Annotated in this window: 7 protein-coding genes; all 7 read left to right on the top strand. The window is 71.8% G+C overall.

Annotation, left to right across the window (positions count from 1 at the left end):
* Positions 1-606: 606 nt before the first annotated feature.
* The 7 genes from ACFU6K_RS24380 to ACFU6K_RS24350 all read left to right on the top strand — a co-directional run bounded on the left by ACFU6K_RS24380 (position 607) and on the right by ACFU6K_RS24350 (position 7,491).
* Positions 607-1,599, top strand: a complete 993-nt coding sequence (locus ACFU6K_RS24380; RefSeq protein ID WP_380666340.1) for a diiron oxygenase — start codon at positions 607-609, stop codon at positions 1,597-1,599.
* Positions 1,600-1,631: 32 nt separating this feature from the next.
* Positions 1,632-2,603 (top strand): nucleoside-diphosphate kinase, encoded by a 972-nt coding sequence (locus ACFU6K_RS24375; protein WP_380666338.1) that lies wholly within the window; start codon positions 1,632-1,634, stop codon positions 2,601-2,603.
* Positions 2,600-3,643 (top strand): acetylxylan esterase, encoded by a 1,044-nt coding sequence (locus tag ACFU6K_RS24370; protein ID WP_380666336.1) that lies wholly within the window; start codon positions 2,600-2,602, stop codon positions 3,641-3,643. The genes ACFU6K_RS24375 and ACFU6K_RS24370 overlap by 4 nt, the downstream gene beginning before the upstream one ends.
* A gap of 20 nt (positions 3,644-3,663) precedes the next feature.
* Positions 3,664-4,611, top strand: coding sequence for a nucleoside-diphosphate kinase (locus tag ACFU6K_RS24365; RefSeq protein ID WP_380666334.1), 948 nt, complete (start codon positions 3,664-3,666; stop codon positions 4,609-4,611).
* Positions 4,608-5,393 (top strand): MOSC domain-containing protein, encoded by a 786-nt coding sequence (locus ACFU6K_RS24360; RefSeq protein WP_380666332.1) that lies wholly within the window; start codon positions 4,608-4,610, stop codon positions 5,391-5,393. Before ACFU6K_RS24365 ends, ACFU6K_RS24360 begins: the two co-directional genes overlap by 4 nt.
* Before the next feature lie 5 nt (positions 5,394-5,398).
* Positions 5,399-6,058: a hypothetical protein gene (locus ACFU6K_RS24355; RefSeq protein WP_380666328.1), complete on the top strand. Its 660-nt coding sequence runs from the start codon at positions 5,399-5,401 to the stop codon at positions 6,056-6,058.
* Positions 6,059-6,120: 62 nt separating this feature from the next.
* Complete coding sequence (locus ACFU6K_RS24350) at positions 6,121-7,491, top strand: nucleotidyltransferase family protein (RefSeq protein WP_380666326.1); 1,371 nt, start codon at positions 6,121-6,123, stop codon at positions 7,489-7,491.
* Positions 7,492-7,552: the final 61 nt, after the last annotated feature.

Genomic DNA, 7,552 nt, shown 5'->3' with positions numbered 1-7,552 from the left:
ATCTCGTTCCTAATAAAAACATAACGGGGGTCATGTGTATTGCGTGTGTGGGGGGGCCCGGGGGGGCCCCCGGGCGTTTGCGGGGCGGGCCCCACGTCGCCGGCATCAGTTGCCGTTCGACAGGATGGTGCCGGTGCCGACCTTCTTGGCCGACGGCTTGATGTACTTCTTCATGACTTTCACCTCCTCCCTTGGCATAAATTCGGAGGATGCAGTTCCGCATGGGTGCGTTGACACACACGATGTGTCCGACCTGCGCAGGGCAGTGTCGATCCCATCGGAACATTCATCAGCGCACCCGCAGTGCTCGGACCGAGCAGAAGTGCGGCGCTGGTACCCCCGTACCGGGCGGTTCGGCGTCTTCTCCGTAACCGCTGCGTTAACTTCCTATCGCGGTTGAGGATCCGCGGTCAACCCGGTTCGGCATTTTTTTATCTACGCCCCGGCCGGCCCGGGTGTTCAACTGACGCGCCCGTTTTGTCCGGTTTCTCTGCGTCAGGGTGTCGAAGGGGTATGTGTGTCCCATTTGGGGGAGAAAAACGCCGGATGCCTTATCCCGGTGAATCCTCGAAGTTTTGTTCTTTACTTGTCGGTCGGGCTTGACCTATGGTCGAGCTCATGCCCGCAAAACGGTCAGTCATTGCGTGCCCGGAGTCCGTGGTAGCTGACGAGTACCAAAGCAAATTCGGTAATTGGGATCAGCGTGCGAGCGTCCGTGTCAAACCGAGCCGAGTACTCGCGCAGCCGTCCGACGACCAGGTCTATTTCCCACCCGAACTTGTTCCGGTCGTGTCCCACCCGATCGTGCGCGATGCCGCGCCCGGGACGGTTCGCCGCGTGCTCGTCGAGCGGCTCTGCCACTACCTGCACTTCACCACGGAGCTGGAGTCCGTCGCCGTACTCCCCGTGACCGTGGCCCTCAGCCGCGGCCGGGACGACCTCGGTCTGGCCGCGGGCATGCGGCAGGACGCCTTCAAGATCTCGACCGACGAGGCCTGGCACGCGCAGTTCTCCCACGACCTCATGACGCAGGTGGCCGCGGAGACCGGGATCGCCCTGACGACGGCCGAACCCGCCTTCGTGCGCAGGCTGGAGGAGATCCGCGCGCTCATGGAGCCCGAGCTGCGCGGCGCCCAGTCCCTGGCCTTCTGCATCGTCAGCGAGACGCTGATCTCGGCGATCCTCTCCGACCTCCCGCGGGACCGCCGACTGCCCGCCGCCGTCCGCGACCTGGTCCGCGACCACGCCGAGGACGAGGGCAAGCACCACGCGTACTTCCACGGCGTGCTCAAGTACTTCTGGCACTCCCTGAGCCCCCGGCAGCGCCGGCTGCTCGGGCCCTGGCTGCCCGAGCTGGTCACGGTCTTCCTCGAACCGGACTACCCCGCCGTCGCCCGCTCCCTGCTCGCCGCCGGGCTCAGCACCGGGGAGGCGGAAGCCGTCATGGCCGAGTCGTACGAGGCCGCCGACGTGCGCGCCTCCATCGCCGAGGCCAGCCGCACGACCATCCGGTACTTCGTGGAGATCGGCGCCCTGGACGACCCGGGGACCCTGGACGCCTTCCACGCGGCCGGACTGACCGACGGGCTCGCCCTGTGAGCCGACGAACGAACCAGAAGGACGGCACCGCGGTGACGACAGACAACCCCGAGACGGCCGCCGCCCCGGAGGTGCTCCTCCACGACATCCCGCCCGGCCTGGTCCGGACGGTGACCCGGTCGCCGGCCAAGGCGCTGCTGTACGGGGTGGACAACTACTTCCGCGAGAGCTGCCGGCTCTTCGGCGACGACCTCGACGACGTGCTGCGGACCACCCTGTGCGTGCTCAAGCCCGAGGCCGCCGCCGGGCGGCGCTACCGTCCGGCCCTCGACGCGCTGCGCGACAACGGCTTCCGCCCGGTCGACGCGGTCCGCTTCCGCCACCACCGGCTCACCGTCAGGGAGACCTGGCGCTTCCAGCTGAACTTCGCCAGCCGGGAGCGGATCGACGCGATGGACCTGGTCCTGGGCACCTCCGACTCGGTGATGCTGGTCCTCCGGGACGAGCGCTGGACGCCCGGCGACGTCCCGGCCGCCGTCCGGCTGACCGCCCTCAAGGGGCCGTCCGACCCGGCCCAGCGCCGCCCCGAGCACCTGCGCAGCCGACTCGGCGCGGTCAACGGCCTGTTCAACTTCACCCACACCTCCGACGAGCCCATCGACGTGATGCGCGAGATCGCCATCGTCTGCGACGAGGAGCGCCGCCGGCTGCTGCACGCCCGGGTGCGCGCCGGACACGACGCGGTGCCCGAGGCCCTCGCCGCCTTCGCGGAGCTGGAGGCCGAGACCCCCGCGCACGACCTGGACCTGGAGAACAGCTGGAAACGGCTGGCCGCGGCCGAGGGGCCGGCGGGCGAGCTGGCGCGCCTGCGCGCGGCGGGCCGGGAGATCCCCGTCCAGCAGGTCGCCGCGACCCTGCGCGCCGGTACGGACGGTCCGGCCCAGCGCTGGGACCTGCTCAGCGTGCTGACGCACAGCCTGCGCTTCAACGAGCCGGGCATCGGGCGGATCTTCCCCAACGTCCTGCTCGAATCCTGGCAGAACGCCCCCGCGGTCCCGGCATGACCGGCCTCCCCGACGCGCTCGCCGGGCTCCGGTCCGCCCGCCGGGCCCCGGCGGACTTCGACGCCTTCTGGCGGGACACCCTGGACTCGGCCGCGCACCCGTTGGACCCGGTCTTCGCCGAGGTCCCCAGCGCGCTGACCGCCGCCACGGTGTACGACACCTCCTTCGCGGGCTCGCGCGGCCACCGCATCGCGGCCTGGCTGATCGTGCCCCGGCCGGTCGTGCCCCGGCCCGCGCCGGCCGCCGACCAGGACGCGCCGGCGCCCGTACCGTGCGTGGTGCAGTTCCTCGGCTACGGCGAGGGCCGCGGGGCCCCGCTGGACTGGCTGCTGTGGCCCGCCGTCGGCCGGGCCGTGCTGGTGGTCGACACCCGAGGCCAGGGGGGCGCCAACCTGCGCCCGGGGGACACCCCCGACCCGGTGGGGGCGACGCACCCGCAGGTGCCGGGGTTCGTCACCCGCGGCGTACTGGACCCGGCCGGGTACTACTACCGCGACGCCTACGTCGACGCCGTGCGCGCGGTGGACACCGCGCTCGCGCACCCGGCGGTGGACCCCGGGCGGATCGTCGTCTCCGGCTGCAGCCAGGGCGGCCTGCTGGCCCTCGCCGCCGCGGCGCTGCACGAGCGGGTGGCGGCGGCGCTGGTCGAGTCCCCGTTCCTGTGCGACGTGACCGACGCGGCGCGGCTCCCGGACCGGCAGCCCTACCGCGAGCTGCTGCGGTTCTGCCAGTTCCACCCGCAGCACGTCGGACGCGTCCTGGACACCCTGGCCTACTTCGACGGTGTCGCGCTGGCCGAACGCGCCACCTGCCCGGCCCTGTTCTCCCTCGCGATGCGGGACCAGGTCTGCTCCCCGGCCTCCGTGGCCACCACGTACAACCACTACGCCGGGCCGAAGCGGATCGGCGTGTGGCCGTTCGCCGGACACGCCGAGCCCAACGGCTACCAGCGCCGGGCGGAGGTGGACTTCGTCGCCGGGGTCCTCGGCGACCGTCCCGGTGCCCACGCCGCGCCGTCCGGCGCGGCACCGGTGTCCTGAAAGACAGGGAGAGAGCACACGTGCTGTCCGAAGCATTGCCAGACCGGGAGCGGCTCAGCGAAGTCGACCAGGACGTCCTCGACCAGCTCACCTGGTCCCCGGAGAAGGCGCGGATGTACTCCGTGGAGCAGTACCTCCGGGAGAGCTGCTGGACCTTCGGCGGGGACCTGCCGCGGATGCTCGGCATCACGCTGTGCATGCTCAAGGCCGAGGCCACCGCGGGCCGTCGGCTGCGCTCCGCCGTCCGGGCGCTGGCCGGCGCCGGCTTCGAGCCGGTCGACGTGGTGGTCTTCCGGCACGACCGGCAGACCATCCGGGAGGTCTGGCGCCACCACTTCAACATCGCCACCCGGGACCGGGTCGAGGCGATGGACCTGATCCTGCCCAGCATCGACACGGTCTGCCTGGTCCTGAAGGACACCCGGTGGGCGCCCGGCCGGATGCCGGCCGCCATCCGGCTGAACTCCCTCAAGGGCCCGGCCGACCCGGAGCAGCGCCACCCCGACCACCTGCGCCACCAACTGGGCGTCGTCAACGGCCTGTTCAACTTCATGCACTGCTCGGACGAGCCGATCGACGTGTTCCGGGAGATCTCCGTCCTGTGCGACGACGACCGCCGCGCCCTGATGCGCGAGCGGATCCTCGCCGACCACGACGCCCTCCCCGAGGTGCTGGCCGTCTTCGACACCCTGGAAAGCCGCCACCCGGCCCACGACTTCGACTACGAGCTCAGCTGGGAGCGGCTGCGCACCGCCCCGGGCCGGCCGGGCGAGCTGGCCGCCGTCCGGGCCGCGGGCGGCGAGGTCGCGCTGACCGAGGTCATGGCGGCCACCCACGGCGTCCCGTACGAACACCCCAACCGCTGGGACCTGCTGACCGTGATCACCCACCTGCTGAAGGAGATGAACCTCCCCGGCGTGACCACCAGCGTCCCGAACGTCACCGCGGACTGGGACGGGCCGCGGTGACCACGGCGGGGCGGCTGCTCACCGTCAACCTCGGCGTGGAGCGCACCGGGCCGTGGACCTCCAACGGCCGCAGCGGCATCGACAAGCGGCCGGTGCCCGGCCCGGTCATGGCCCGGGCCACCGGGCTCGACGGCGACCTGATCGTCAACACGAAGGCGCACGGCGGCGTCGACAAGGCGGTGTACGCGTTCGCGCGCGAGGACGCCGGCTTCTGGGAGCGGGAACTCGGCCGCACCGTGGCGCCCGGGAACTTCGGCGAGAACTTCTCCACCGTCGGCGTCGACGTCACCCACGCCGAGATCGGCGAGCGCTGGCGGATCGGCGGCGCGGTCTTCGAGGTGATCCGCCCGCGCAAGCCCTGCCGGGTCTTCGCGGGCTTCTGGGACGTCCCGGACCTGGTCAAGCGGTTCATCGCGAACGGCGCGCCGGGCGCCTACCTGAGGGTCCTGACCGAGGGCGAGGTCTCGCCGGGCGATCCCGTCGAGGTGGTCAAGCGGCCGGGCCACGGGGTCACGGTGAACCTGATGCTGCGCGCGCTGACCACGGAGCCGGAGCTGCTGCCGCTGATGCTGCGGGCGCCGGAGATGCTGCCCAAGATCCAGGACCGGGCGCGCCGCCGGCTCGCCGCCCAGCAGGAGCAGGAGCAGCGGGACCAGCAGGAACAGCGGGACCAGCAGGAGCAACAGGACCAGCAGGAACAGCGGGACCTTCACGAACTCCGGGAACTCCGGGAAATCCAGGGGCGACCGCACCATCACGCGCACGTGGGGAAGGAACAGTGACAGCCATGACCGCCACGGGGGACCAGCTCATCGACCCGGCCCGGCTCGCCGGGCTCGCCTGGGAGGACCTCCCGGTCCTCCACGACCAGCTCGCGGAGCTGCTGGAGGAGCTGAGCACGGAGGAGTGGCTCAGCGCGGCCTTCGACCACGTCCTGGCCACGCCGGACCTGCTGGTGCAGAGCGAACGACTGCAGGAACTGGACCGGGTGGTCCTGGTCAACGACGCCGCGAGCGGCGTGCGGGTACGGCTGCACGTCTTCCGCAACCGCGAGTTCGACCGTCCGCACAACCACCGCTGGACCTTCGGCAACCGGGTGCTGGCCGGCAGCTACCGCCACTACCTGTACGGCGACTACGAGGAGCTGACCACCGACACCAAGCTCGGTGCGCCCTTCATGGTCCGGGACGAGACGCCCGGCACCGGCTACGTGATCCGCCACACCCTGGTGCACTCGGTCGCCGCCGTGCCCGACACCACCTCGCTGATCGTCCGCGGCCCGGCCGCCAAGGACCGCTTCGTGGTGATGAACAACGAGACCGGCGAGGCCTGGTGGCAGTACGGGCACACGGTCGAGGACGAGGCGGAGATCGCCAAGCGGCGCCTCGGCGCGGAGAAGGTCTCCGGCATCCGCGACCTGCTGGTGCGCCAGGGCGTCCTGCACTGAACGCGGCCGCGCCCGTGAACGCGGCCACCTCCGGCCACCCGAGAGCACGAGGAAAGACCACCATGGGAACTGAATCCCCCACCCCTGACGACCTGGCCGCCCTGCGCAGCCTCTCCAGCCTCCAGCCGCTGTACGGCATCGAGCGCTCGCTGACCGCCATCGCCTCGATGGGTTCCCTGGAAGCGGCCCGCTTCCTGGAGACCCTGCGGATGCGCACGCTGGTGATGTCCCGCCTCGCCCCGTACGAGGACCGGCCGGGCGTGCGCGGCTGCATGGCCGCGATGCGTCCCAAGACGGACAGCCTCAAGCGGATGCACAAGGTCCTGGACGCCAACCTGGAGATGCTGGAGCGGATCGCCCGCGACGCGGGCCTGGAGTTCTTCGCGATCAAGGGACTCGGCGCCCGCGCGACCTACCGCGACCCCGGCGTGCGCGACTTCAGCGACCTGGACGTCTTCGTGCGGACCCGGTCCGACGCGAGCGTCCTGGTCAGGGCGCTGCGCACGGAGCACGGCTACCAGTACCTGAAGGCCGAGCTGCCGTGGATCAAGTACGACCCGAGCGAGAACCTCGTGTACGGGCAGTTCCCGCTGGTCGCGCCGGACGGTGCCGAGGACCTGCTGAACGTGGACATCCACTTCGGCGACTACTCGGTGCGGCACAGCAGCCGGATCGGGCTGACCCCGCGGCTGCCCGCCGGGGAGCCCGGGATCCACGTCCTCGCGCCCGAGGAGAACCTCGCCTGCGTCGTCAACAACGCCGCGGGCGACTACTTCGTGACGGCCAAGGACACCAACGACCTGCTGATGGCGCTCTCGCTGCCGGAGTTCGACGTCCCGCGCTTCGCCGCCCGGCTGCGCCAGGCCGGCCTGGAGGGCTTCCTCGGCTTCATCGTGGCCGAGCTGCGGGCCGGCACGGCCCTCACGGCGGCGCAGGAGGAGCGGCTGCGCGCCCTGCCCGCGGTGCGCACCCTGGAGCCGGTGCCGAACTCGCGGGAGCCGCACTGGGAGCGGCGCTGCCTGGGCACCACCGTGCACGCCTTCGGGGAGGGGCGCCGGCGCGGCGGGCTGGTCGGCGCGGTGAAGCTGGCCGCCGACGCGTACGGCTACTACCGCGACCGGCTGTCGCTGAGCGTGGCGGGACCGGCGGACGGCGGGAGCGCCGAGCCCTTCGCGCTGAACCCGTGGACCTGCGTGCGGCTCGTCCCGGTGGACATCGCCGAGGACCTGCTCGCCGGCCGGCCGGTCCCGCCGAACCCCGCCACCCCCGGCCCCGCCAAGGCGCTCAGGGCGGACCGGGGCATCCAGCGGATCGACACCCCGTACGGGCAGTACGTGCGGATCGAGGACGAGACCTTCCTCGCCACCGTGGACTACCGGCTGCCGGGCGAGCTGATCGCCGGCGCCCGGGCGGTCGCCGCGGGCCGGGGCTGATGCTCGACCTCGGCGGTCCGCCCCGCCCCTGGCCGCCGGCCCTGGTGCGCCGCTTCGGTGC

Source organism: Kitasatospora sp. NPDC057512, from assembly GCF_042802135.1.
GTDB lineage: Bacteria > Actinomycetota > Actinomycetes > Streptomycetales > Streptomycetaceae > Kitasatospora.
This window is presented reverse-complemented; position numbering and strand designations above follow the sequence as displayed.

Coding starts and splice junctions, on each gene's coding strand:
- ACFU6K_RS24380 (WP_380666340.1), top strand. CDS start 607: ATGGTCGAGCTCATGCCCGCAAAACGGTCAGTCATTGCGTGCCCGGAG.
- ACFU6K_RS24370 (WP_380666336.1), top strand. CDS start 2,600: ATGACCGGCCTCCCCGACGCGCTCGCCGGGCTCCGGTCCGCCCGCCGG.
- ACFU6K_RS24355 (WP_380666328.1), top strand. CDS start 5,399: ATGACCGCCACGGGGGACCAGCTCATCGACCCGGCCCGGCTCGCCGGG.
- ACFU6K_RS24350 (WP_380666326.1), top strand. CDS start 6,121: ATGGGAACTGAATCCCCCACCCCTGACGACCTGGCCGCCCTGCGCAGC.